Here is a 22939-nt window from a genome sequence, read left to right on the forward strand (position 1 = left end):
ATATCTTTCTATAATAGTTTCCAATTAGCGTTTGCTGCTGTTAATCTTGATTTGGGTAATATTCCAATATCTCTTATTTTCTGTAATTCATCTTGAAAAAGTTCAAACTTATTTATTGAATTAATAATATCAATGCCCACATTTGTTATTTTTATCTCTAGTGCTTGACTTACAATAACCCTCTCAATATATCCATTAATTAAACCCAAAGCTAAAACCTCTTCTATTCCGTGTTCAAAAGTCCATGGGATCAGATCTTTTCTTACTTGATTTGATAAATCAAGTAAAATTTGATAATTATTTTCATTACGTAAACTCCAAAAAACAATATGTATTAATTCTAAACTGGCTTTTTTGGCAGTCGCGCAATGGTTAATTATAGCCAACAGTAAAACAACTTTATAATATCCATTATATCTTATGGATACAGAGATTGGCTTTTGATCTAATTTAATATCAATCATTATTCGTGAAATTTAAAGTACACATTCCTAACCATTCAATAATTTGGTATTCAGATAAATCTAGATTTGTATAATTTGGTAATATTTCTAATTCTCCCTTCAATTCATTTTGTAACTCTCTTTTTAAATCGATAGCCTCAGTATTTATATTTACAGCTCTTGAATATTCATCTTCAACTTGATCAACAAATCTTTGAACAATATTTTTGAAATTTGTGTAAAGTAGAGGATAATCATTTTCCATAGTTCTAATATTGTCTTTCATCGCAAGGAATTTTCTAATCTGCTTTGCTGTAACGCTATTTGCTTTTGCAATCTCAGGATACAATACTTGATTTTTTCTGTAAAGTTTCTCGAAAAAATCACTATTTTCAAATTTAAATGCGTCGATTTCTCGTTCTGTGCGTTGAGTTTCTATATTTTCATTCCATTTCTTTAAATTTTCAAAATCAGATAAATCAACATATTCCGAGATGTATTTTGCAATGTGTTTTATTGAACAGCACTCGATATCATCGTTCCACGCTTTATTAGAAATTACAGATTTTAATATTCCAATTAAAAAAGGGGAATTATGTCTATAAATAAATACTCCACTTCCTGATAGTCCTTTTGCTACGTAATGTCCTTCTTCTCCTGCTTGATCAAATGTTTCATTTTGTAAGGTAATTTTAAATCTACCTAAGTAATCACTCACGGATAAAACCTTTCCATTAAAAGGTCGATATTGATTAATATTTAATCCTTGGTAACCACAAAATTTTATTTCATTTTCAGCTAAAACACCCGTCCCTAATTTATACTGGTAAAGATGCTTCTCTTCGTCAAAGAAATCAATTTCTATTACGGCAAAGTCATGCTCTTGATTAAATTCTTTGATTTCTACACTTGTTATTTGATTAAAATCTGAAGAATAGTCATTTTGTTTTTCAATTATTATGTCTTCGATATTAGGCATACTGTCGCCAAGACAATGAGCTGCAGTTAATACATAAAAAGTTTCTATACCAGGAAGAAGAACTCCACTGCCAGTATGTCCATTACATTTAATTCGAACACAATATTTTTCAGTTTGATTATGTATCATATAAGTTCTAAAATCTATTTTGATTTATAGCATTCCAATTTCCATGCTCTAGATCATTTTCATTAATAAAATCACCAATTTTTTCTCTTAAACCTTTTAAATCATAATTAAAAAAGATGTTCAATTTTTTCTCATTTCTATTGCGATTATATACTATTCGAGAGATAGTTTCTCTTGATGGATGACGATGATTAGCAGATCCACCATTTGTAGATATTAAATAATTATTACTCATGATTAAATCCATGAGTTCTTGAGAAGTATTATTTAAGCTTCCATGATGCGAAACTTTTACATAGTCAACAAAAAGAGGATTGTCGTTATTGATCCCAATTCCCTTTAAACTCTGTGTTATAATTTCTGGACGAGAATCAGCTAGTAGTAATATTGAAATATCAGGACATTTCAATAAAAAAGAAATGGAAGAGGCGTTAAATATATCTTCGTTAATCCTTTTATCAGGAGAGAAAGGTGTTTTACTTAAATCTTCTAATGATTGCAAATAAGAATTTCGTACTGAAGAGATATTTGATCTATTTTCTTGCTTTTCTAATTCTTTTAGTGCTCCCCACTGTACATATAACTCATTTACAATATCAGTTGTGGGAGATAGAATAGTAAATTCAATTCCTGAGTGATTAATAACATTATCTAAGGTAGAAATTTGAATGAGTTTCGTTTTTGGCTGCTTCTCTAAAATTAAATTTTTTAAATTTCCTCCTTGTTTTACGCTAATAAGCTCTCCATTATTTATTTCAACTAAATCAGGATTATTCATCCATATTTCATCAATCTGAATTTCATTAATTAAGCTGTTTTTGAAAAAAGCTATTAGTCCAGCAATATGATCTGAATCAATATGTGTAAGAATAAGAAGATTTATCCTAGAAATATTTTTAAGTTCGTCCTTTAAAGAATAACGAAAGGTTTGAGAAGTTCCTCCATCAATAAGAATGATAAATTCATCATGCTCAATGTCATATGTCTTAATTAGAATACAATCACCATGGAATGCAGGTAAGACCACAAAGTCAGTTTTATTTCTTTTCATAAGCTTACAAATCAATTCTAAAGCCTTGTCTAAAAGTTAAGCTAAAAAAGCTAATGTAATATATTTCTTTTTTTAATTGATATTTAAAGAGAAATAATTCCACTGATTACTAATTAAATGACACATTTACTCATAAAACTTGTAGGTTAATTTAAATCAATATTGCAAACTTCTAATTTGTTCTATTTTCTCCACAAACAATTGAAATCGGTCCTCTCAAATTGCATATTGCGATTTGTAATATAGGAGATGTTTATTTGCTTAAATAAGTGATTTTATTATCCCAAACTAAGTTATCAAGTCTTCTTCTGCCAAACAATTCCACTTAACGACAACTTATTAAACGACAACGGTTTCCACATGATATTTGTTCTTAAATCCTGCAAAGTGCGGGAATATAGAACATTTTAATCTATTTAAATCATGGAAAATCAAGTTAAAAAAGTAGTGTTGGTGGTGACTGTACTATCAACAATTAGTGCAATGGCCCAAGGAAACGGAACAGCAGGAATAACGGAAGCAACGCAAATGGTCACTTCTTATTTTGATCCTGCTACCCAACTTATTTATGCTATTGGAGCAGTAGTGGGTCTCATTGGTGGCGTGAAGGTCTATAACAAGTTTAGTAGCGGTGATCCAGACACGAGCAAGACGGCGGCGAGTTGGTTTGGAGCTTGTATCTTTTTGATTGTAGCGGCAACTGTTTTACGTTCGTTCTTCCTTTAGTATTTGCGGTATGAATACGTATAATATTAATAAAGGTATTGGAAGAACGGTGGAGTTCAAAGGACTGAAAGCACAGTACTTGTTCATCTTCGCAGGTGGTTTGCTCGGGATGCTTATCCTGATAATGATCTTGTACATGACTGGAATCAATTCTTATCTGTGTCTGTTTATAGGAATCGGTGGAGGATCGCTATTAGTATGGCAAACTTTTTCATTGAACAAAAAGTACGGTGAACATGGATTGATGAAAGTGGGAGCGAAGAAGCGACATCCACGATATATCATCTGTCGCAAGCCTGTGCATCGCTATTTTCAGTTGAATTCCAAAATGTATCAGCTATGAGAAATAAATCAAAAGCGACAACACTGGAAAGTAAGTTTCCGTTGCTAGCAGTAGAAAATAATTGTATTATCTCAAAGGATGCTGATATTACAGCTTGCTTTCGAGTACAGCTACCAGAGCTTTTTACAGTGGCTTCTGCGGAATATGAAGCCATTCATTCGGCATGGCATAAGGCTATAAAAACCTTACCTGATTATACGGTCGTGCACAAACAGGATTGGTACATAAAGGAAAATTATGCTCCTGATATTGCCAAAGAAGATTTGAGTTTTTTGGCAAAGTCCTACCAGCAACATTTTAATGAGCGTCCGTTTCTCAATCATTATTGTTATCTGTTCCTCACAAAAACGTCCAAAGAGCGTATGAGAATGCAGAGTAATTTCTCTTCGCTTTGCAAAGGGGTGCTGATTCCAAAAGAACTAAGAGATAAAGAAATCCTTTCTCGCTTTATGGAATCGGTGGCGCAATTTGAGCGAATTGTGAACGATTCCGATTTTATAAAATTGGAACGATTAAGTGAGGAAGATATCATTGGAACAGATGACAAACAAGGATTATTGGAACAATACCTAAGTCTTTCAAGAGAGGAGGGAACACCAATGCAGGATATTGCATTGGGCGGAGAAGAAGTTCGCATAGGAAACAAAAGGCTTTGTCTGCACACCTTGTCCGATACCGATTATTTGCCTAGTTCAGTAGCAGCAGAAACTCGTTACGAAAAGTTGTCTACAGATAGAAGTGATTGTTTGTTGTCTTTTGCTGCGCCAGTTGGATTGTTGTTAAGCTGCAATCACATCTACAACCAGTATCTCTTTTTAGATAACAGCGAAGACAACCTACGCAAATTTGAGAAGTCAGCAAGAAACATGCATTCCTTGGCACGGTATAGCCGAGCCAATCAGATCAATAAGGAATGGATCGAACGTTATTTGAATGAAGCACATTCTTTTGGACATGCTTCTATTCGGGCGCACTTCAATGTAATGGCATGGTCCGACAATCCAGTGGAATTAAAACAACTAAAGAACGACACCGGTAGTGCTTTGGCATTGATGGAATGTAAACCAAGGCACAACACTACAGATGTAGCGACGCTCTATTGGGCAGGAATGCCAGGCAATGCAGGAGACTTTCCGAGTGAAGAAAGCTTTTACACTTTTATAGCACCTGCACTTTGTTTTTTCACTGAAGAAACCAATTATAAAAGTTCGCCTTCCCCTTTTGGAATCAAGATGGCCGACCGATTGACTGGAAAACCCATTCATTTGGATATTTCTGATTTGCCCATGAAGCGCGGTATTATCACGAATAGGAACAAATTCATATTAGGACCATCAGGTTCAGGAAAGTCCTTCTTTACCAATCATATGGTGAGGCAATATTACGAACAAGGCGCACATGTGCTGCTGGTGGATACAGGTAATTCGTATCAAGGATTATGTGAATTAATCAAAGGAAAAACCAAAGGAGAAGATGGTGTTTATTTCACCTACACCGAAGACAATCCTATAGCTTTTAACCCTTTTTACACCGATGACGGCGTGTTCGATATTGAGAAAAGAGAAAGTGTTAAAACTTTGATATTAACCTTATGGAAAAGGGATGATGAGCCACCTACACGGTCCGAAGAAGTGGCACTTTCAAATGCAGTGAGTGGTTACATTGAACGAATCAAGCAGCAGGATGATTTTCCTTCCTTCAATGGGTTTTATGAATTTGTACAAGGAGATTATAGGCAAGTCTTAGAAGATAAAAAGGTACGAGAAAAAGACTTTGATATTGCCAACTTCTTAAATGTATTAGAACCTTATTACAAAGGAGGTGAATACGATTATCTATTGAATTCCGAAAAGCAACTGGATTTACTTTCGAAACGATTTATTGTTTTCGAAATAGATGCGATCAAGGATCATAAAATCCTGTTTCCAATTGTGACCATCATCATTATGGAGGTTTTTATCAATAAGATGCGTCGCTTGAAAGGAGTACGAAAGCTAATCCTGATTGAAGAAGCTTGGAAAGCGATTGCAAAAGAGGGGATGGCAGAGTACATCAAATACCTTTTTAAAACGGTACGAAAGTTTTTTGGAGAAGCCATTGTTGTAACACAAGAAGTAGATGATATCATCCAATCTCCCATTGTAAAAGAAAGTATTATTAATAATTCGGATTGTAAAATACTGCTGGATCAAAGGAAGTACATGAACAAATTTGATGATATCCAAGCCATGCTTGGTCTGACTGAAAAAGAAAAAGCGCAAGTACTTTCCATCAACATGAATAATGATCCCAAGCGACTTTACAAAGAAGTTTGGATTGGACTAGGAGGAACGCATTCGGCAGTATATGCTACAGAAGTTAGTTTCGAGGAATATTTAGCCTATACCACTGAAGAAACAGAAAAGTTGGAAGTCATGCAACTGGCAAGCCAATTAGATGGAAACGTAGAACAGGCAATCAAAAGGATTGCTCTTGAGAAAAGGGAAAAAGAAAACAATTAGTAAACATTTTAAAAACAACTAGAAATGAAAAATTTAAAAATTATGGTATGTATGGTGATACTATTTGCTGTCATGCCGACTGCTAAAGCACAGTGGGTGGTAACAGATCCTACAAATTTAGCTCAAGGAATAGTCAATTCAGCAAGACAGATTATACAGACTTCGACCACAGCGACCAACATGATTAACAACTTTAAAGAAGTCCAAAAAGTGTATAATCAAGGTAAAGAATATTATGATAAACTAAAGGCGGTAAACAATTTAGTTAAAGATGCTCGAAAAGTGCAACAGACTGTCTTACTTGTTGGTGATGTTTCTGAAATGTATGTAAACAATTTTGGGAAAATGTTGAACGATCCCAATTTCAATGAGCAGGAATTAACAGCAATTGCTAATGGGTATTCAATATTACTCAACGAAAGCACAGAACTTTTGAAAGAGTTAAAACAAATTGTAAACTCTTCCAGCTTGTCACTCAATGATAAAGAACGAATGGACATTATTGACCAAGTGTATGTAAAAGTAAAAGAGTACCACAATTTGGTTCGTTATTTTACGAATAAAAATATTTCAGTTAGTTATCTGCGAGCCAAGAAAGCCAATAACAGCCAAAGAGTATTGGATCTTTACGGAACCGCTAACCAGAAATACTGGTAATCATGGAATTTAGTAACCTTCATGAAGTACTGCGCTCGCTTTATGACGAGATGATGCCGTTATCAGCAGATATGGCAGCGGTTGCTAAGGGTTTGGCTGGATTGGGTGCATTGTTTTATGTAGCATTAAAAGTCTGGCAAGCCCTAAGTAGTGCCGAACCGATAGATGTCTTCCCCTTACTAAGACCTTTTGCTTTGGGTATTTGTATTACATTTTTCCCAACGATTGTTTTAGGAACACTTAACGGTGTATTGAGTCCAGTGGTGCAGGGAACGCACAGCATATTAGAAAGTCAAGTTTTAGATTTGAATGCTTTACAACAGCAGAAAGACCTATTGGAGAGAGAAGCGATGCTTCGTAATCCTGAAACTGCCTATTTAGCATCGGATGAAGAATTTGATAAAAAATTGGAGGAACTCGGATGGACCCCTTCCGACTTGGTCACCATGTCAAGCATGTTCGCGGAAAGGCAGATCTACAGTCTAAAGAAAATGTTTCGAGATGGATTTCGTGAATTTGTAGAAGTTATTTTTCAAGCGGCTGCATTAGTCATAGATACGATACGAACCTTCTTCTTAATAGTGCTTTCAATATTGGGCCCTATAGCATTTGCGATTTCAGTCTGGGATGGATTTCAGTCTACTTTAACGCAATGGCTGACTCGGTACATTAGTGTGTATCTCTGGTTACCCGTTTCAGATCTTTTTAGTGCGATGTTGTCCAAGATTCAATCCTTAATACTCCAAAAGGATATCGACAGTTTAACTGATCCCAATTTTATTCCCGATTCATCGAGTACTGTTTATATCATTTTTATGATTATTGGCATCATAGGGTATTTTACCATACCTACGGTGACTGGATGGATCATTCAGGCTGGTGGCGCAGGGAATTTTGTTCGAAATATAAATCAAACAAGTTCTAAAACAGGAAACATCGTGGGGGCAGGTACTAGCACTATTGCAAGAACCATTGGCGGTAAACTAATGAAGAAATAATTTTAAACTAAGATGAAATGGAATTTAAAACTTTAAGAAACATCGAAAACAGTTTTAGTCAAATTAGGCTTTATGCTCTTGTATTTGCAGTACTGTGTGTGGGTATATCTGGTTATGCTGTTTGGGAATCTTACCGGTTCGCTGAACTGCAACGTCAGAAGGTCTATGTATTAGATAATGGAAAATCACTTATGTTGGCTCTTGCTCAAGATGCTTCTATTAATCGCCCTGTAGAGGCTCGTGAGCATGTACGTCGATTTCACGAACTTTTCTTTACACTAGCTCCGGATAAAAACGCCATTGAGAATAATATGAAAAGAGCATTTAATCTTGCTGATAAAAGTGCTTTTGATTATTACAAAGACTTAGCAGAAAAAGGATATTACAATAGGATCATTTCAGGTAATGTTCAGCAACGACTTGAAGTTGATAGTGTGGTATGTGATTTTGAAACCTATCCGTATGCTGTGAAAACGTACTCTAAGCAGTTCATCATTCGATCCAGTAATGTGACAAAAAGAAATCTAGTCACTTCTTGCTACCTGGTTAATTCCGTTCGTTCAGATAACAATCCACAAGGCTTCAATATGGAGAAGTTTACGGTTTTGGAAAATAAGGATTTAGAAATTATAGAACGCTAAAAATTGTAACGATGAAACAGATTCGAACAAATATTGATCTATGGATCAATGAAGTTGAGGTGAAATGGAGGATGCTTCCATTACAAGTCCAGTATACATACATCATGGTTTGTTTTACCGCCTATCTAATAATCAGCATAGTTGGTATTCTTATCAGTTTGTTTTAATTCCTGTAGTGAGCAATCGCTAGAGGGATCATTAGTCCTAATTATAAAAAAGAAAAGACATGAAAGAAAATGAAAACAAGAAAAATGCGGTCTATGTTACAGATGGCAGTATAAATACAGCTTCTGATGGACTGGAAGTGAGTAGGGAGGGTAAAGCCGAAAAAATTAAAAAGGCAATAATCTTATCATTGATGGCGATCGTATTTTTGGGCTGCTTGTATTTGATCTTTAAACCAGTAGAAAATGTAAAAAATATTGAGATTATGGGGCTTAATGATTCTGTTCCTCAAGCGACAACTATTGATTTAGAGAATGACAAACAAAAAGCCTATGAACAGGAATTAGTAGAACAGAAAAATCTAGAAAAACAAAATGCCTTGACATCGCTATCTGATTACTGGAATGAAGGGAGTACAGCAGAATCGTTGCAAGATGTTCCTGAAAATGAAGCGAATACTAACGCTTCATTAAGTAGTTATCGTAATGCCCAAAACACATTGGGCAGTTTTTACAATAATGATAATTCTGAAACGCAGGAATTACGCAAACAATTGGAGGAACTAAAAAAAGAACTGGCAAAAAAGGAAGAACCACCAACTAATGTTGTTGATCATCAATTGGAGTTAATGGAGAAATCGTATCAGATGGCGGCTAAATATTTGCCGATCAATTTAGCTTCGCCTGAAAGCAAAGTAACTGGACCTTCTTCACCATCAAAGGAAATATTTGTTTCCATTATTCCAGAAAGACACAATGTTGTTTCTAACCTACAGCAAAGAGTTGAGGAACATCCATTAGTAGCGGCTAGCAATAGCACAGTCACCAGTACTAATCAACAACAACAAGCAAAGAATAGTATCCGTGCTGTTGTTCAAGAAACACAACTCGTCTCCGAAGAAAGTAGTGTTAGCTTGCGTTTATTGGAACCCGCAAGGATACAGTACAAAACGATTCCTGTCGGAACTGTAGTAACTGCAAATTCGAAGTTTCAACAAGGTAGGTTACAACTAAAAATTAGCTCCATTGAGTTGGAGGGAAATATTCTGCCCATTGAGCTCACTATTTATGGTTTGGACGGGCAACAAGGATTGGCAGTTCCATATTCTCCAGAACGTACCGCTATGACCGACATGGCAGCCAATATGGGACAAACTTCTGGTAGTAGTATCATGTTGTCAACTTCTGCAGGACAACAGATCGCAGGGGATTTAAGCCGAGGATTAGTCCAAGGTGTATCAAATTATTTCTCAAAAAAAATTAAGACTCCGAAAGTTACCCTAAAAGCAGGACTGCAAGTGCTGCTAGTATCAAAAAAATAATTGTTCAAAAAATAAATGGTAAAAAATGAAAACAGCTGTAAAAAATACTTTGGTGATCCTTATTTTAATGTTAGGATACACATCAATTACGCACGGGCAAGCGGCCTTGTGCACGAATGCAAAGAAAAATCTAACGATAATAGAGCCATACGATATAGAAGTAACATTCGATAAAACTTCGCATCTATTATTTCCCTCTGGTATACGTTACGTAGATTTAGGTAGTACTAACTTAGTTGCCAGTAAGGCTGATGATGCTGGCAATGTTTTACGTGTTAAAGCTTCAGTTCGTGATTTTGAAGAAGAAACCAATTTTTCAGTAATCACAGAAGACGGAACTTTTTATAGTTTTAATGTCTCCTACAATTCATGTCCTAGGGTTACTAATTACAGTTTAACTAAAACCCTCAAAAGTGATCGTGAATGGAATTCGAAACCAATTTTGTTTAAAGAACTTGGAACGAATTCGCCCAACATGGTCGACGAATTAATGGAGGAGATTTATAAGCAAGACAAGCACTTTATAAAACAAATTGGCACCAGAAAATTTGGAATAGAATTTCTACTGAAAGGCATTTATATTAACGATAATAAATTTTATTTTCATACACAAATTAGGAATTCAAGCTTCGTTTCATTTCCAATTGATTTCATCAATTTTAAAGTGATAGATAAAAAGAAAGCGAAACGCACGGTTGTACAAGAAGTAATTAAACATCCAATACGAGTTTATAAATCTATCGATGAGGTACAAGGAAAAACGGTTTCTAGAAATGTTTTTGTTTTGGATCAATTTACGATCGCTGATGACAAAGTACTTCGCATAGAACTCCATGAAAAAAATGGTAGCCGATTACAGATATTAGAAATTAAGAACTCAGATTTACTTAAATCTAAACTAATCCAGCAGGAGGATGTTAGGAAAGATAAAGAGAGATACATCGAAAGAGATGTCAAATAAAAAAACTGTATAGGATCAAAACGGTTTGATGAAGTGATTGTTTTACTATTTATAGTTTAACAATCACTTTCATTTTAGTTGATTAAAAATTTAATTTAACTACTTAAAAATGAGTCGTTTATTTTTTAAATATTAGTTTTTTTGTACATTTATATTGTTGAATTTTTAAATATTTGCATATGAATCCTGCATTGTTTTTAAGTATAGTTTCTCTCTTTATAGGTTTAAGCCTTCGGTACTGGATCAACAGACGAAAGTTTTACAGACGGAGTCCGATGGGAGTAGAGGGGTTTTCGAGTTATGAAAAAGCAGTAGTAATAACATTCTTTGAAAGAGTGACCAAATGGATTTCTATTGGATTTATTATTTTTGGACTACTTATGTTATGGAGTTATTCGAAAAATAATAAGGATAGAAAAGAGCAAACTGAAAAAAAAGGTAAAATCATAAATTCAGTACGATAAATTGTTTTGATCCAGACACTCTATTGCTTCACTATTATTTTTTATTGTAATTAAATAATAACTAGTTTTACATAAATAAAATTGCACATCTTTTGAAAAATATTTTAATAATTGATGACGAAGAAAAACTTCGTGGTTTACTCGCAAGGATAATAAAATCAGAGGGATTTGAAGTAGTTGAAGCTCCAGATTTGAAGTTGGGATTCAAAAAATTAGAGCAGAATGATATTGATGTTGTGCTATGTGATGTCAAACTTCCTGACGGTAATGGAGTAGATTTTCTTCAAAAGATAAAAACTAATTTCCCATTAACAGAAGTGATTTTGCTAACCGCTTATGGAAACATATCTGACGGCGTTCAAGCAATGAAAAATGGCGCTTTTGATTATATTGTCAAAGGGGATGACAATGATAAAATCATTCCGCTTTTATACAAGGCTTTAGAAAAAGTCCAACTTCAGAAGAAAGTGAAGCAGTTGGAAAAGCGCATTATGAATAAATATTCTTTTGACGCTATTATAGGAAAGTCTAAAGCTTTGTTACAAGTTATTGAATTGGCAAAAAAAGTCGCCATAACTGATTCCACCGTTTTATTAACTGGAGAGACAGGAACGGGTAAAGAAGTTTTTGCTCAAGCCATTCATGAAAATAGTACTCGTGTAGGAAAATCATTTGTGGCTCTGAACTGCAGTACTTTTAGTAAAGAATTATTAGAGAGCGAACTGTTTGGACACCGTCAAGGTGCTTTTACAGGAGCTGTAAAAGACAAAAAGGGTTTTATTGAAGAAGCAAACGGTGGTACTTTATTCTTGGACGAAATAGGAGAAATGCCTCTTGATTTGCAAGCAAAATTACTAAGAGTATTAGAAACCAATGAATATATCACCGTTGGTGATAGTACCCCTAAAAAATCCAATTTTAGATTAATTGCAGCTACTAATCGGAATTTAAAAACCGAAAGTGAGGCTCATCGTTTCCGTTCTGATTTATATTATAGGTTGAATATTTTCGAAATAAATTTGCCGCCTTTGCGTGCGCGTGTCAAGGACATACGTGCTCTTACTGTTTTTTTTGTTGAAAAATTTTCAGTTGCGACAAACAAGAAGGCACTAGAAATTGAGGACGATTTTTTGGAGCACTTAGAAAAATACTCTTGGTCAGGAAATGTGCGTGAGCTTAAAAACGTAATTGAAAGAGCAGTGATTTTAGCTTCTTCGAATTCTTTAACTGCCGCCGATTTACCCTATGAAATTGTAAATTATAAAGAGAATAGTGGTGATACTGTACTATCCGCTTTTGCTATCAATAGCATGGAAAAACTACACATCCAAAAAGTTTTAAATTACACCAATGGCAATAAAGCAGAAGCTGCAAGGTTGTTAGAAATTGGAATTGCTACTTTGTATCGAAAGGTAGAAGAGTATAGAATTTAATAAAACCTATCATTTTAATAAAAAGCCTATCATTTTGATAGGCTTTTTTTGTGCTCTAAAATTACGTTTTTGTGTTAATATGTTGATATGTAGTTGATTAATTAGTTTGTTCCTTTTTTGGAATGTCTTTTGGCATTGCACTAGAAAATAAATAACATTCAAATGAAAAATCAAATTACTAATGTATTCAAAAATGCAGAACGATTTGCTGAGATTACTAAAAAAGCACTAATCGCTGGCAATGTGCTAAGGGCAAAAAAATGCCTCAATATAGCTGAAAAACTATTTGTTACAGGTAGCACAGAAACAAGAGGTATTATTGCCAATGTGTATCTCTATTCTATTGCTTCCTTCTTAAAAGTGAAGCATTGCACCATTTCAAATTTATTTCCCGAAGTATTGAAAACAGAATATGCAAAGCAAATTCACCAACCAAATTACAATTAAATTATGATGACTGAAACAATTTTATTGCTCGGACTAGCCATTTTATTATTTGGCATTTGTTTTTTAACCATTGACTTTTTTGAAAAAATCTAAAATTATGATCGCACTTTTTATTGTCGCAATAGCCGTTTTTGGCTATATGGTTTACGTATTACTTAAGCCAGAAAAATTCTAAAATGATCAAGGTAAAAAATAGGCAAGTGCTGATAATTGTATCATAGTGGATTTTCGCTAGTACAGTTTTAGTTCTTACCTCTTTAAAAACCAAAATTTATTTAACCCTTAATACATAAAAATGAATACAGAAATATTTGGAATTATAGCGATGTTTTTGCTCACATTAGCACTCGCTATTCCATTAGGAAAATATATTTCCAAGGTTTACGGACTCGAGAAAACGTGGCTGGATTTTATATTCAATCCGGTTGAAAAAGTGCTTTTCAAATTGAGTGGTGTTAATCCCGAGCAAGAAATGAACTGGAAACAGCACATGAAAGCTTTACTAACGATTAATGTAGTATGGTTTTTCATAGGAATGATCATCATGATGACCATGGGAAGCTTACCCATGAATCCAGATGGAAATCCAAGTATGTCCGCCGATTTAGCTTTCAATACTGTGATTTCTTTTGTAGTGAATTGTAACCTGCAGCATTATTCAGGAGAAACAGGACTTAGTTATCTAGGACAGTTCTATCTAATGTTTTTACAGTTTGTAAGTGCCGCGACTGGAATGGCCGCTGCAGTAGTAGTTTTTAGAGCATTTCGAGATAGAACCACTACTGAATTAGGGAATTTTTATACTTATTTCATGAAATCATGTACACGTATCTTACTTCCGATTTCATTTGTAGTGGCAATTTTACTAGCTTTTCAAGGAATTCCAATGACTTTTGAGGGAAAAGATACTATAACTACTTTACAAGGCAGTTCACAAGATGTTTCTCGTGGTCCTGCTGCTGCCTTTGTAGCGATAAAACATGTAGGTACGAATGGAGGCGGATTTTTTGGAACCAATTCTGCACATCCTTTTGAAAATCCAACGTACTTCTCCAATATGGTCGAAATGATTGCTCAAATGTTGATTCCATTCGCAATGATATTCGCTTTCGGATATTTCATTAAAAGGAAGAAATTCTCGTGGATGATTTTTGGCGTGATGACTGTAGGATTCTTGGCATTAACGATTCCGAATGTTATCTCAGAGATGCAAGGAAATCCTATGATTCAAAAAATGGGAATTGATACCTCTCTGGGTGCTATGGAAGGAAAAGAATCAAGAATTGGTGCAGCAGCAACAGGATACTGGAGTATTGCAACTACAGTAATTTCAACAGGTTCGGTAAATTCAATGCACGACAGCACGATGCCTCTTTCGGGTATGAATGAATTACTAGCAATGATGATTAATAGCTTTTATGGTGGAGTGGGAGTCGGAATTTTGAACTTCTTCATTTTCATCATTTTGGCGGTCTTTATTAGTGGATTAATGGTTGGAAGGACACCTGAATTTTTCGGGAAGAAGGTTGAAGCTAGAGAAATGAAGATAGCGATGATTATTGCTTTGATTCACCCATTCTTAATATTAGTGGGTACTGCCTTAACGGCTGCTATGCCTCAATATGGCACAGCAACATTAAATAATCCTGGATTTCATGGACTTAGTGAAATGTTATACGAATTCACATCTGCATCCGCAAATAACGGAAGTGGGTTTGAAGGTTTGGGAGACAATACTTTCTGGTGGAATGTTTCTACTGGAATTGTACTGCTTCTTGCACGTTTTCTGCCAATCATAGGGCCTGTAGCCATTGCTGGACTCTTAGCACAAAAGAAATACATACCTGAAAATGATGGAACGCTCAAGACAGATACGGCCACATTTGGGGTAGTGACCTTAACTGTTATTGTAATTATAGCTGCCTTAGCTTTCTTTCCTGTACTAGCATTAGGACCTATAGCTGAATATTTTACTATCTACTAAAAAGAATTTAAAAATGAATAAAGATCAATCATTGTTTCAAAAGGAGATTGTGCAACAAGCATTAGTGCAGTCTTTTGTGAAATTAAATCCGAAGTTACTATTTAAAAATCCTGTAATGTTTACGGTAGAAATCGGGACAATCGTTATGCTATTTGTCTCTATTTGGACATTAACGGGTGAAACATCGCAAGGTAGTTTTGGGTATAATTTTGTTGTATTCCTAGTGCTTTTATTTACACTGTTGTTTGCCAATTTTGCAGAAGCGATTGCCGAAGCACGAGGAAAAGCTCAAGCTGACAGTTTACGAAAAACAAGAGAAGAAACACCAGCGACCTTACAAAGTGGAGAAAAGATTTCTTCTTCGCAACTGAAAAAAGGAGATTTGTTTGTTTGTGAAGCGGGTGATACCATTCCAACGGATGGGGAAATCATAGAAGGTCTCGCAACAATAGATGAAAGTGCCATAACAGGTGAATCGGCACCAGTCATCCGCGAGTCAGGCGGAGATAAAAGTTCAGTTACTGGTGGTACGAAAGTATTGTCAGACCGCATCGTTGTAGAAGTAACCAATGAGCCAGGGGAGAGTTTTTTAGATAAAATGATTGCTTTGGTAGAAGGTGCCTCACGACAAAAAACGCCAAACGAAATTGCCTTAACGATATTGCTTGCAGGATTTACGTTAGTTTTTATAATCGTTTGTATTACGCTAAAACCACTTGCTGATTATTCTAATGTAAATATTACGATAGCTTCATTTATCGCATTATTTGTTTGCTTGATACCAACTACCATTGGAGGGTTATTATCTGCGATTGGAATAGCAGGTATGGACAGAGCCTTAAGAGCCAATGTAATTACAAAAAGCGGTAGAGCGGTGGAGACTGCAGGAGATATTGATGTATTGTTACTGGATAAAACAGGAACAATCACCATTGGTAACAGGAAAGCAACTCAGTTCTATGCTGCTCCAGGTATTTCACAAGAGCAATTGGTTAAAGCAGCAGTTTTAAGTTCTATGTCGGATGATACTCCTGAAGGAAAATCAATTGTAGAATTAGCACAAATAGATCCTTTAACGCTGCAAGTGAATAATGCACAATTTATCAAGTTTACAGCGGAGACGAGAAGTTCAGGAATCAATTTTGACGGAACTCGAATTAGAAAGGGTGCAACTGATGCTATAAAAAGTATAGTCATAAATGCTGGAAATCCTTTTCCAACCGAGCTTTTAGATCAAGTAAAAATGATTGCTGAAAACGGAGGTACCCCTTTAGTAGTTTCTGAAAATGAAGTGGCACTTGGAGTGATTGAATTGCAAGATATTATCAAAACGGGAATGTTTGAACGATTTGAACGCCTTCGTAAAATGGGTATAAAAACGGTCATGGTGACGGGAGATAATCCTTTGACTGCAAAATTTATAGCCGAAAAAGCAGGGGTTGATGACTTTATTGCCGAAGCCAAACCAGAAGATAAGATGAATTACATCATAGAGGAACAATTAGCAGGAAGATTAGTTGCCATGATGGGAGATGGTACAAATGATGCACCGGCTTTAGCTCAGGCAGATGTTGGTGTTGCTATGAACAGTGGAACGCAAGCAGCAAAGGAAGCAGGAAATATGGTTGATTTAGACAATGACCCAACCAAGTTAATTGAGATTGTCGAAATTGGGAAACAGTTATTAATGACCCGCGGTACGCTTACTACTTTTAGTATTGCTAATGATGTTGCCAAATATTTTGCCATCATTCCAGCATTATTCATTACTGCAATTCCAGCGCTTCAAGGATTAAATATTATGCATTTACACAGTCCTGAAAGTGCCATACTTTCGGCAGTAATTTTCAATGCCATCATTATTCCGTTCTTGATTCCGTTAGCGTTAAAAGGAGTGAGCTACAAACCAATAGGCGCAAGTGCTTTGTTGAGAAGAAATCTGTTACTTTTTGGTGTAGGAGGAATTATTGTACCGTTCATAGGTATCAAATTGATTGACATTGTTGTTGCATTATTCATTTAAAAAAATAGAAATTATGAAAAATAATTTAATAATCGGAATCAGAATGACTGTTGTCCTGCTGGTACTTTTCATGGTAATTTATCCCTTATCGGTTTGGGCAGTTGCTCAATTAGCACCCAATAATGGTAAAGGTGAAGTGGTAGTATACAAACAAAACATAGGATACTCCAACATTGGTCAAAATTTTACGGCTGACAAATACTTTTGGGGAAGACCATCTGCTGTAGATTATAACGCCGCTGGCTCAGGAGCTAGTAATAAAGGAGCTTCTAACGAAGAATATTTAGCTGTAGTTCAAGGTCGTATTGATACTTTTTTATTAAAGAATCCTACGGTGAAAAAATTAGATATTCCAATTGATTTAGTGACCGCTAGTGCAAGCGGATTAGATCCTAACATATCTGTTGCAAGTGCTAAAGTGCAGATTACAAGAGTTCAAAAAACGAGGAAAATTAGTAGCGAAAAATTAAATTCTTTAATAGATGCAAATATAGAGCATCCCTTTCTAGGCATTTTTGGACCTACAAAAGTGAATGTTTTAAAACTAAATATTGCGCTTGATCAACTGAATTAAAATATAGAAAAATCAGGGAGATGAAACGCTGTCTCCTTTTTTTTTAATCAAACTAAATGAATTATAATGAATACTAAAATACTTACTCTCGCCTTATCACTTGTTTTATCGAGTGCTGCTTTTGCGCAAGAAGAGAAAAAAAATCCGCTAACATTTTCAGGATATGTTGAAACCTACTTTCAATACGATGCCAATAATCCTGAAACGAATACACGTCCAAGCTTTATTTACAGTCACAACCGAAACAATGAGGTCAATTTAAACCTGGGTTTACTAAAAGCCACTTATGATACCGAATTAGTTCGCGCCAATTTGGCTTTAGCAGCTGGTTCTTATATGAATGCAAATTATTCCGCTGAGCCTAGAGTTTTAAAAAATGTTTATGAAGCAAACGTAGGATTCAAAGTTTTAAAAAATCAAAATTTATGGATTACCGCTGGGATTTTACCTTCACATATCGGTTTTGAAAGTGCTGTTGGCGTAGACTGCATTACCTTAACTAGAAGTATAATGGCCGAGAATTCTCCCTATTTTGAGGCTGGAGCCAAAATCACTTATGTTTCTCCAAGTGGCCAATGGGAATTCTCCGGATTGTATTTAAATGGTTGGCAAAGAATTCAGCGCGTAGATGGAAATACCACTCCTGCTTTTGGGCATCAACTAATTTACAAGCCAACAAACAAAATAACCTTAAACAGCAGTTCTTTTATTGGAAATGATAAAGCAGACGATGTACGTCAAAGGCGTTATTTTCATGATTTTTACGGACAATTTGAGCTAACAAGTAAAGTGAAATTGATGGCAGGATTCGATTTAGGTTGCGAAGAGAATAGCTCTCAAGGCGATCAATACAACAAATGGTATGGAGCTTCAGCAATGACACAAATTGCGGTAACTGACAAATTAAATTTGGCAGTAAGAGCAGAATATTATCAAGATAAAAAAGGAGTAATTATCGTAACAGGAACTCCAGATGGGTTTGAGACCTATGGTGCATCCGTGAATTCAGATTATAGAATAGGTTCAAATTTAGTTTGGAGAGTAGAAGCGAAGAATTACTCTAGCAAAGACGTTATTTATGTTAAACGAGGAGGAGGAACTGCTAATGAAAGTTTAGTCCTGTCAACATCCTTAGCGGCGAAATTTTAAAACTTGATAATAGCCTTTACTTAATAAAAATGTGTCTACAATCCATTGCAAGAGACTTAAAAATAGAGTCTACAGGGTAATAGACTGTAACATTGTCTTAACCTTAATAATTATGATGAAAACAATAATTTTAAAACGAAGTAATACATTTTTGAGTATTCCATTTTTTGGATTAGCAAGTTTAGTCCTATTTGTGGGATGCCAGAAAAGCAATTCAGATCAATCAATACGAGATCCTAAATCTATTTATAAACTTGAAGTTACTACTCCCACAATAGACAAGCAATTCAGTGCTGATGTTTATTTTTGGAGTACAGCTTTGGGAGAAGAGTTTGATAAAGTAGGGGCAATAGATAGCAGTAAAGTAACACGGCATTCCGAATTGTTTTATCCCATTGCAGTAACAGAAAAACTCGTTTCTGAAAAAAAAATAACGGTGCACAGAAAAGGAAAATCACAATCTATCCTGACCGAATCTAAGTTTATGAGTCCAAACATTACTATAGATTGTGCCAAAAAGCAAGTGGCACGAATCGCAAAAGCTAGAAATATTTCGACAAAAATTATAGATTCTATCATTGTAGACCATACCGAAAAAAGATTAATAACATGTCTAGGGCCGAAAACTATTAACATTGTCATGCTGAATTCCGAATTAGACAAAATAACTAAATAATAGCAGTAGGTTTATTTATAAATCATTTAGTTATCAAAATCTTTGTTAAAGGGAAGTGTACAATCGAGAAGGCCATTCATTACTGAAATATAAAAAGGGTAGAAGCTCAAATCATTTGAAGCATCAAAGCGAATATGGAACAAGAAAGGGAGAATAACGCACAGCATTTTTTGGATTTGATTCAAAAATCCAGGAAAGGAAAGTTTAAAATCTATATTGGAATGAGCGCTGGAGTAGGCAAAACATATAGGATGCTACAAGAAGCTCATACTTTATTAAAAAAAGGGATTGATGTTAAAATAGGTTATATAGAGACACATGCTAGAAAAGAAACTCAGGAATTAATAACTGGTTTGCCTATAATACCAAGGCGAACAATTTTCTATAAAGGTAAAGAACTAGAGGAACTAGATGTTCAAGCTATAATTAATCTGAGGCCAGAGGTCGTAATTGTAGATGAACTAGCACACTCTAATATTCAGGGTAGTAAAAATGAAAAACGGTGGCAGGATGTTTTGGAAGTTTTAGAAGCTGGTATTAACGTTATTTCTGCTGTAAATATTCAACATATAGAGAGTTTAAATACGGTGGTAAAGGAAATTACGGGCGTGGAAGTACAAGAGCGCGTACCTGATAATGTTATAAGTATGGCAGATGAAGTAGTCAATATTGATCTAACCGCAGAGGAATTGATAAACAGATTGAAGGAAGGTAAAATTTATGCAGAAGACAAAATACAAATGGCTTTAACTAATTTTTTTAAATCAGATCAAATTCTTCAATTACGTGAATTAGCACTAAAAGAAGTAGCAAGTCAAGTAGTACGAAAAGTAGAGCATGAAAAGCCTAAAAACACCAATTTTAGACAAGATAAATTATTGGCCTGTATTAGCAGTAATGACAAAACGGCCAAAATTGTGATTAGAAAAACGGCGCGTTTAGCAAGTTATTACAACAGCAAGTGGATGGTTTTGTATGTGCAGACACCGAAAGAGAGTAGTGTTAGAATTCCGCTTGCTAAACAGCGCTATCTCATCAATAATTTAAAATTAGCAACTCAATTAGGCGCCGAAGTAATAAAAAAAGAAAACGGTAAAATTACCGATGCTATTCTCGAAGTAGTAGAGCAAAAACAGATTACAACGGTTTGCATCGGAAAACCACATTTCAATTTATTTAAAGTAATTTTGTCTTCAAGTATATTTAATAAATTATTAAATAAGTTGGCTTCATCAAATGTTGACCTTATAATTTTATCCTAATGAGAATTAAAACTAAATTAAACTTAAGTGTAGGCTTATTATTTTCATTAATAATTTTACTTTCAGTTGTTAGTGTCTATTATATCAATTCGATAAAACAAGATACTCAAAATATCCTTAAAGCCAATTATGATTCTTTAGAGTATTCTAGGAATATGTTAATGGCAATGGAGGACATTGGCGAGAATAATACGGATGCTACTGTGGTTTTTGGTCAAAATTTAGAGTTACAGCTTCGGAATATTACGGAGAAAAACGAAGCTAATATGACCAATAAGCTTAAAATAGCTTTTCAGTCATTAAAAGAGGGCAATGGATCAGTTGGAGCTAAAGCCGAGATGCATGATGTGATTTTACAGATCATGCATCTCAATACCGATGCAATAAAACTAAAAAGTGATATCGCTCAGAAGACCGCTGAAACAGCAAATTTTTATATCATGATACTGGGAACTTTATGTTTCCTGATAGCCTTTAATCTATTAGTAAATTTACCCAATAATATTGCTAATCCTATTAAGGAGTTAACAACAAGTATTCAAGAAATTGCCAACAAAAACTACTCTGAAAGGGTACATTTTTTACAACACAATGAATATGGAGACTTGGCTCGTTCCTTCAATGTCATGGCCGAAAAGTTACAGGAATACAACAACAGTAATTTGTATAGTTTATCTTTCGAAAAGAAAAGATTAGAAACATTAATTAATAAAATGCATGATCCTATTATAGGATTAGACACGAGCAATAGTATCTTATTCGTTAATGATGAAGCTCTGACTATATTTGGTTTAAAGCAAAGTGAGGTTGTAGGCAAAAATGTAGCCGCTTTGGCTGTAAATAATGATTTAATACGATTGCTAATCACCTTAGAAACTAATGAAAAGATATTACCAATAAAAATATTTGCAGATGATAGAGAAAGCTATTTCGAAAAAGAAGTGGTCGATATTACGATTACGCCAACGGGTGAGGAGAAAGAGATCGCTATTGGAAATGTAATTATCCTGAGAAACGTTACTTTCTTCAAAGAATTAGATTTTGCTAAAACCAACTTTATAGCGACAGTATCACATGAACTAAAAACGCCAATATCCTCTATAAAATTTAGTCTCCAGCTGCTAGAAAAAGAAGCAACTGGAGTAATTAACAAGGAACAAAAGCAACTCTTAGACAGTATAAAAGAGGATAGCCAAAGGCTACTTAAATTAACGGGAGAGCTACTTGATATTTCACAATTAGAAACTGGAAAGATAAATTTGAAAATTGAGAAAACAAGTCCTTATTTAATAGTACATCATGCGGTGGAGGCAGTGAAAATGCAAGCAGAAAATAAACAAATTGAAATTGTTATTGATGAGGAAGAAAATCTACCATTTATAACTGCAGATAGTGAAAAAACGGCTTGGGTCTTAATTAATTTTTTAACCAATGCCATTACTTATTCTAATATAGAGAGTGAAATTGTCGTGCAAATAAGTCAATCAGATAGTCAAGTTGTATTTCAAGTTATCGATACGGGAAAAGGAATTGATTCTCGATACAAGTATAAAGTGTTTGATAAGTATTTTCAAATTCCAGGAAGCAGTAAATCTGGAACAGGTTTGGGATTAGCAATAAGTAAAGAATTCATTGAAGCCCAAGGTGGTAAAATAGCAGTAGAAAGCGAACTAGGTTTAGGGAGTACATTTAGTATAATGATGAATGTAGATTAGTTATTTTAAACTGAATACTATAGTTAAACAGAAGTAAATAATCAAAGTCCAAAAGATTGTCCTAATACTTTAGGTTCAAATAAAAGTTCAACTAAAATAGATAGGATAATGGATATTCTATAATTTAACGCGAACCTTTTTAGGAAAAATAGAAGGAAGCGTTGCGCACTGATTACTTTTTTCTGAAGTGGTTCAACTAGTTTCTTCAAAAAGACTTTCCCGACCATTTGAGAGGGAAGGTCTTTTTGAAGTTCAAAATTTCAAGATATGTATTCCGTAAAACACAAAAACGATACT

Annotated in this window: 23 protein-coding genes; 20 read left to right on the forward strand and 3 right to left on the reverse strand. The window is 34.7% G+C overall.

All coding sequences use genetic code 11. The features are described 5' to 3' along the window. Positions 1 to 8: 8 nt before the first annotated feature. Genes QO182_RS09545 through QO182_RS09555 form a run of 3 tightly spaced genes read right to left on the reverse strand, consistent with a single transcriptional unit; the run spans position 9 to position 2602 of the window. A complete protein-coding gene (locus tag QO182_RS09545) occupies positions 9 to 464 on the reverse strand; it encodes a hypothetical protein (RefSeq protein ID WP_371541042.1) in 456 nt (151 codons plus the stop codon). Next, a complete protein-coding gene (locus tag QO182_RS09550) occupies positions 457 to 1551 on the reverse strand; it encodes a trypsin-like serine protease (RefSeq protein WP_371541041.1) in 1095 nt (364 codons plus the stop codon). Before QO182_RS09550 ends, QO182_RS09545 begins: the two co-directional genes overlap by 8 nt. Positions 1552 to 1558: 7 nt before the next feature. Continuing rightward, positions 1559 to 2602 (reverse strand): ComEC/Rec2 family competence protein, encoded by a 1044-nt coding sequence (locus tag QO182_RS09555; RefSeq protein WP_371541040.1) that lies wholly within the window; start codon positions 2600 to 2602, stop codon positions 1559 to 1561. Positions 2603 to 3025: 423 nt separating this feature from the next. On the opposite strand from QO182_RS09555, the gene QO182_RS09560 reads away from it, so the two are divergent. The 20 genes from QO182_RS09560 (at position 3026) to QO182_RS09655 (ending at position 22642) form a co-directional block, all read left to right on the forward strand. Next, complete coding sequence (locus QO182_RS09560; RefSeq protein WP_371561227.1) at positions 3026 to 3328, forward strand: DUF4134 domain-containing protein; 303 nt, start codon at positions 3026 to 3028, stop codon at positions 3326 to 3328. A 10-nt stretch (positions 3329 to 3338) separates the two neighbouring features. Beyond that, the gene (locus QO182_RS09565) at positions 3339 to 3671 is read left to right on the forward strand and encodes a DUF4133 domain-containing protein (RefSeq protein ID WP_371561228.1); all 333 of its coding nucleotides are present in this window, start codon (positions 3339 to 3341) and stop codon (positions 3669 to 3671) included. After that, positions 3668 to 6172 (forward strand): TraG family conjugative transposon ATPase, encoded by a 2505-nt coding sequence (locus QO182_RS09570; protein WP_371561229.1) that lies wholly within the window; start codon positions 3668 to 3670, stop codon positions 6170 to 6172. Before QO182_RS09565 ends, QO182_RS09570 begins: the two co-directional genes overlap by 4 nt. Before the next feature lie 24 nt (positions 6173 to 6196). Beyond that, positions 6197 to 6829, forward strand: coding sequence for a DUF4141 domain-containing protein (locus QO182_RS09575; RefSeq protein WP_371561231.1), 633 nt, complete (start codon positions 6197 to 6199; stop codon positions 6827 to 6829). 2 nt (positions 6830 to 6831) lie between these two features. Further along, the gene (traJ, locus tag QO182_RS09580) at positions 6832 to 7827 is read left to right on the forward strand and encodes a conjugative transposon protein TraJ (RefSeq protein WP_371541035.1); all 996 of its coding nucleotides are present in this window, start codon (positions 6832 to 6834) and stop codon (positions 7825 to 7827) included. Between the two features lie 17 nt (positions 7828 to 7844). Continuing rightward, positions 7845 to 8468, forward strand: a complete 624-nt coding sequence (gene traK / locus QO182_RS09585) for a conjugative transposon protein TraK (protein ID WP_007139561.1) — start codon at positions 7845 to 7847, stop codon at positions 8466 to 8468. An 11-nt stretch (positions 8469 to 8479) separates the two neighbouring features. Next, a complete protein-coding gene (locus tag QO182_RS09590) occupies positions 8480 to 8635 on the forward strand; it encodes a hypothetical protein (RefSeq protein ID WP_371541034.1) in 156 nt (51 codons plus the stop codon). A gap of 59 nt (positions 8636 to 8694) precedes the next feature. Then, on the forward strand, positions 8695 to 9954 hold the full coding sequence (gene traM / locus QO182_RS09595; protein WP_371541033.1) for a conjugative transposon protein TraM: 1260 nt from the start codon (positions 8695 to 8697) through the stop codon (positions 9952 to 9954). Positions 9955 to 9979: 25 nt separating this feature from the next. Next, the gene (gene traN / locus QO182_RS09600; RefSeq protein WP_371541032.1) at positions 9980 to 10915 is read left to right on the forward strand and encodes a conjugative transposon protein TraN; all 936 of its coding nucleotides are present in this window, start codon (positions 9980 to 9982) and stop codon (positions 10913 to 10915) included. Between the two features lie 179 nt (positions 10916 to 11094). Beyond that, positions 11095 to 11379 (forward strand): molybdenum ABC transporter permease, encoded by a 285-nt coding sequence (locus QO182_RS09605; protein ID WP_371541031.1) that lies wholly within the window; start codon positions 11095 to 11097, stop codon positions 11377 to 11379. Between the two features lie 92 nt (positions 11380 to 11471). Then, positions 11472 to 12812, forward strand: a complete 1341-nt coding sequence (locus QO182_RS09610; protein WP_371541030.1) for a sigma-54-dependent transcriptional regulator — start codon at positions 11472 to 11474, stop codon at positions 12810 to 12812. 162 nt (positions 12813 to 12974) lie between these two features. Next, positions 12975 to 13259, forward strand: a complete 285-nt coding sequence (locus QO182_RS09615; RefSeq protein WP_187018380.1) for a hypothetical protein — start codon at positions 12975 to 12977, stop codon at positions 13257 to 13259. 97 nt (positions 13260 to 13356) lie between these two features. Beyond that, positions 13357 to 13434, forward strand: coding sequence for a K(+)-transporting ATPase subunit F (gene kdpF / locus QO182_RS09620; protein ID WP_157510391.1), 78 nt, complete (start codon positions 13357 to 13359; stop codon positions 13432 to 13434). 120 nt (positions 13435 to 13554) lie between these two features. Beyond that, positions 13555 to 15243: a potassium-transporting ATPase subunit KdpA gene (gene kdpA / locus QO182_RS09625; RefSeq protein ID WP_371561234.1), complete on the forward strand. Its 1689-nt coding sequence runs from the start codon at positions 13555 to 13557 to the stop codon at positions 15241 to 15243. A gap of 13 nt (positions 15244 to 15256) precedes the next feature. Next, complete coding sequence (gene kdpB, locus QO182_RS09630) at positions 15257 to 17266, forward strand: potassium-transporting ATPase subunit KdpB (protein ID WP_371561236.1); 2010 nt, start codon at positions 15257 to 15259, stop codon at positions 17264 to 17266. Between the two features lie 13 nt (positions 17267 to 17279). Further along, a complete protein-coding gene (locus QO182_RS09635) occupies positions 17280 to 17840 on the forward strand; it encodes a K(+)-transporting ATPase subunit C (RefSeq protein ID WP_026707083.1) in 561 nt (186 codons plus the stop codon). A 66-nt stretch (positions 17841 to 17906) separates the two neighbouring features. Further along, on the forward strand, positions 17907 to 18989 hold the full coding sequence (locus QO182_RS09640) for a porin (protein WP_371561238.1): 1083 nt from the start codon (positions 17907 to 17909) through the stop codon (positions 18987 to 18989). A gap of 112 nt (positions 18990 to 19101) precedes the next feature. Continuing rightward, complete coding sequence (locus QO182_RS09645) at positions 19102 to 19665, forward strand: potassium-transporting ATPase subunit C (protein WP_371541024.1); 564 nt, start codon at positions 19102 to 19104, stop codon at positions 19663 to 19665. A 134-nt stretch (positions 19666 to 19799) separates the two neighbouring features. Continuing rightward, positions 19800 to 20927: a histidine kinase gene (locus tag QO182_RS09650; RefSeq protein ID WP_026707080.1), complete on the forward strand. Its 1128-nt coding sequence runs from the start codon at positions 19800 to 19802 to the stop codon at positions 20925 to 20927. Then, positions 20927 to 22642, forward strand: a complete 1716-nt coding sequence (locus QO182_RS09655; protein ID WP_371561240.1) for an ATP-binding protein — start codon at positions 20927 to 20929, stop codon at positions 22640 to 22642. Before QO182_RS09650 ends, QO182_RS09655 begins: the two co-directional genes overlap by 1 nt. Positions 22643 to 22939 lie beyond the last annotated feature (297 nt).

This window comes from Flavobacterium sp. Arc2, assembly GCF_041431385.1.
In the GTDB taxonomy this organism is placed as follows: Bacteria; Bacteroidota; Bacteroidia; order Flavobacteriales; family Flavobacteriaceae; genus Flavobacterium.

Bases quoted from the DNA above. Each gene is read 5' to 3' on its own strand.
- QO182_RS09545 (WP_371541042.1), bottom strand. From the start codon at position 464: ATGATTGATATTAAATTAGATCAAAAGCCAATCTCTGTATCCATAAGA.
- QO182_RS09550 (WP_371541041.1), bottom strand. From the start codon at position 1,551: ATGATACATAATCAAACTGAAAAATATTGTGTTCGAATTAAATGTAAT.
- traK (WP_007139561.1), top strand. From the start codon at position 7,845: ATGGAATTTAAAACTTTAAGAAACATCGAAAACAGTTTTAGTCAAATT.
- QO182_RS09590 (WP_371541034.1), top strand. From the start codon at position 8,480: ATGAAACAGATTCGAACAAATATTGATCTATGGATCAATGAAGTTGAG.
- QO182_RS09655 (WP_371561240.1), top strand. From the start codon at position 20,927: ATGAGAATTAAAACTAAATTAAACTTAAGTGTAGGCTTATTATTTTCA.
- kdpB (WP_371561236.1), top strand. From the start codon at position 15,257: ATGAATAAAGATCAATCATTGTTTCAAAAGGAGATTGTGCAACAAGCA.
- traM (WP_371541033.1), top strand. From the start codon at position 8,695: ATGAAAGAAAATGAAAACAAGAAAAATGCGGTCTATGTTACAGATGGC.
- QO182_RS09605 (WP_371541031.1), top strand. From the start codon at position 11,095: ATGAATCCTGCATTGTTTTTAAGTATAGTTTCTCTCTTTATAGGTTTA.
- QO182_RS09635 (WP_026707083.1), top strand. From the start codon at position 17,280: ATGAAAAATAATTTAATAATCGGAATCAGAATGACTGTTGTCCTGCTG.
- QO182_RS09560 (WP_371561227.1), top strand. From the start codon at position 3,026: ATGGAAAATCAAGTTAAAAAAGTAGTGTTGGTGGTGACTGTACTATCA.
- kdpF (WP_157510391.1), top strand. From the start codon at position 13,357: ATGATCGCACTTTTTATTGTCGCAATAGCCGTTTTTGGCTATATGGTT.
- QO182_RS09575 (WP_371561231.1), top strand. From the start codon at position 6,197: ATGAAAAATTTAAAAATTATGGTATGTATGGTGATACTATTTGCTGTC.
- QO182_RS09645 (WP_371541024.1), top strand. From the start codon at position 19,102: ATGATGAAAACAATAATTTTAAAACGAAGTAATACATTTTTGAGTATT.
- QO182_RS09565 (WP_371561228.1), top strand. From the start codon at position 3,339: ATGAATACGTATAATATTAATAAAGGTATTGGAAGAACGGTGGAGTTC.
- traN (WP_371541032.1), top strand. From the start codon at position 9,980: ATGAAAACAGCTGTAAAAAATACTTTGGTGATCCTTATTTTAATGTTA.
- QO182_RS09615 (WP_187018380.1), top strand. From the start codon at position 12,975: ATGAAAAATCAAATTACTAATGTATTCAAAAATGCAGAACGATTTGCT.
- QO182_RS09570 (WP_371561229.1), top strand. From the start codon at position 3,668: ATGAGAAATAAATCAAAAGCGACAACACTGGAAAGTAAGTTTCCGTTG.
- QO182_RS09555 (WP_371541040.1), bottom strand. From the start codon at position 2,602: ATGAAAAGAAATAAAACTGACTTTGTGGTCTTACCTGCATTCCATGGT.
- traJ (WP_371541035.1), top strand. From the start codon at position 6,832: ATGGAATTTAGTAACCTTCATGAAGTACTGCGCTCGCTTTATGACGAG.
- QO182_RS09650 (WP_026707080.1), top strand. From the start codon at position 19,800: ATGGAACAAGAAAGGGAGAATAACGCACAGCATTTTTTGGATTTGATT.
- kdpA (WP_371561234.1), top strand. From the start codon at position 13,555: ATGAATACAGAAATATTTGGAATTATAGCGATGTTTTTGCTCACATTA.
- QO182_RS09640 (WP_371561238.1), top strand. From the start codon at position 17,907: ATGAATACTAAAATACTTACTCTCGCCTTATCACTTGTTTTATCGAGT.